Annotated in this window: 1 protein-coding gene and 1 pseudogene; one reads left to right on the forward strand and one right to left on the reverse strand. The window is 68.8% G+C overall.

Annotation, left to right across the window (positions count from 1 at the left end):
- Positions 1–260: 260 nt before the first annotated feature.
- Positions 261–1,478 (reverse strand): helix-turn-helix domain-containing protein, encoded by a 1,218-nt coding sequence (locus G6048_RS51705; protein ID WP_165345868.1) that lies wholly within the window; start codon positions 1,476–1,478, stop codon positions 261–263.
- 319 nt (positions 1,479–1,797) lie between these two features.
- Between G6048_RS51705 and G6048_RS47890 the strand changes: the two are divergent.
- A pseudogene (locus G6048_RS47890) lies at positions 1,798–2,151 on the forward strand (aminotransferase class III-fold pyridoxal phosphate-dependent enzyme); the annotation flags it as partial.

A 2,151-nucleotide genomic window follows, 5' to 3' on the forward strand; every position in this document is an offset into this window, starting at 1 on the left:
GCGTGGGGGCGTGGGGGTGAGGGGCCGCCGCTGGAGGACGAGCCCCCGGACCATTACTGCTCCGAGTGCGATGAGCCCCTCTCCGGCCCGAGGTGATGCGTCAGTGAAGCACCGTGGAGAGTCCGGCAACAAGGGACGTGAGGCCGCGAGATCGACCGCGTATTTTGTGCCTGTGCACAATTTCCGTCAGGGACCGGTGCAGTTCTTGCCCGAACCGAATGAGTCTCTGCTGCCCGGCGGCGTGACCGGCAATCGGTGGATCAGGACACCGTCGCCCGGAAGCGGGCGCCCGCGTCCGTCTCCAGCCAAGCCAGGGCGAGGACCAGCCGGGCGGCGTCGTTCGGTCGGGACAGCTTCAGCCCGGTCGCCTCTTCCGCGGCCTGCAGGCGATTGCCCACCGTGTTCCGGTGACGGTAGGTGCGTGCGGCCACCTCAGCGACCGAGCCCAGGTCGAGGTACCAGCGCAGGGTCTCGACGATGCTGTCGCGGTCGCGGAGCGCGAGGAGTGGGCGCAGCACGCCGGTGGCCATCGCACCCGTGAGCTCCTCCTGCGCCGACATGATCGCCCCGACCCAGTGGCCCTCCACATGCCGCACTCCGGGCCGTGCGGAGCTGCGGATCGCGGCACGTGCGAACCGGATGCCCCGTGCCGTCAGCGCCAGCCCGGGGACTTCCGCGACGCCGCAGCGCCACGGGGCGAACGGCCGGAGCATGGCAAGCATGGCCTCTTCATCGCACCGTCCGTGACGGATGATGCCGAGGAGCTCGTCGCCCATCCATCCGAAGTGACGCAGCAGGCCGCCCCGACGCAGCGCATCGTCGACCTGGGACAGAGCCGGGTCCCCGGTGGGAACGGATTCGACCACGACCACGGTCAGGGCGACGTGCTCGGCGAGGCCCAGCAACGTCGAGGCCTCGGCGACCGTGGAGGGATCCTGCTCCCCTTCCAGGACGAGGCGACTGAAGGCGCGGTTGCGCACCTCCGTACGACGGCTCGCCAGGTCGCGCTCGGTGCGGCGGTAGGCGTCGACGACCTCGACGCTGTTGGCGTCCGTCGCCTCCCAGACGCGGATCAACCCGTCGAGGAAGTCGGGATCGGCGCTGATGCCACGTGCTCGCCCCTCCGCGAGCACGGCCTCCCACAGGGTCCTGAGGTCCAGCTGGAAGGAGTGCATCAGAGCGGTCAGGGGAAACGCCTGCTCCGCTCGCTCGCGCCCCACGTCCTCGGTGGCGCGCGAGACCGTCCGGGGCACGGGACCGCCGGCCAGCCGGGTCAGGGCGAGTTCGAGGGTTCGTCGCATCCCCTCCCGTTTCTGGACCGGGTCCCAGTCCTCCGACGCGTAGGCGGCCTCCTCGGCTTCCAGCTGTTCGAGAGCACGAGAGGTCAGTTCGTCGAGTCGTTCCTCGAGGAGCCGGCGCGCGATCGCCTGCACGGCGTCATGGCGGGCCCCACCCTGACGGCGTCCAGGGCCGCTCACGAGGACCGCCTCTCCCGCTGACCTGCCGGTGGGGCTCCCTGACAGTAATTGTGCACAGGCACAAAATACAGGGTCGATGTCGCGGCCTCGCGTCCCTTGTTGCCGGATTCTCCGCGGTGTTTCACTGACGCATCACCTGATCCCCAGTCCGTCACCTTGACCGGAACGTCACCTGGTACGTCATGACCGCCGCCGTGTGAGCTGATGAGCGGTCTTGATGAGCGCTCCCCTGTCAGTCGTCGACGTGGTCGAGATCTGCGCAGCCCGTGAAGGCCAACGGTGAGTGATGAGCGACCTGACGACGAGAGAGAACGCACCGATGACCTCAGCGACCACCACCGGCCGGGACGGAACGACCCTCCCCGGTCACACCGGCCAACTGCCGAGCTCGCTCCTCGATCACGTGCTGCGGCAGTCCTTCGGACTCGAGGGATATGTCCAGCACCCACTGGGAGGGGAGGTCGACCAGAACGTCCGGATCACCGGCGATGACGGCATGCGCTACTTCGTACGGGTCACCCGCGCGCAGCCGGACTCAGCCGACGTCCTCTGGCAGAACTCACTCCTCCAGCATCTGGCGTCCACCGTTCCCGACCTTCCGGTGCCACGACTGGTCCCGACACGCGAGGGGAAGTGCCTTGCCGACGTCGTCCACGAGGGCCGAACACTTGCC

This window comes from Streptomyces ureilyticus, from assembly GCF_011045025.1.
In the GTDB taxonomy this organism is placed as follows: Bacteria; Actinomycetota; Actinomycetes; order Streptomycetales; family Streptomycetaceae; genus Streptomyces; species Streptomyces ureilyticus.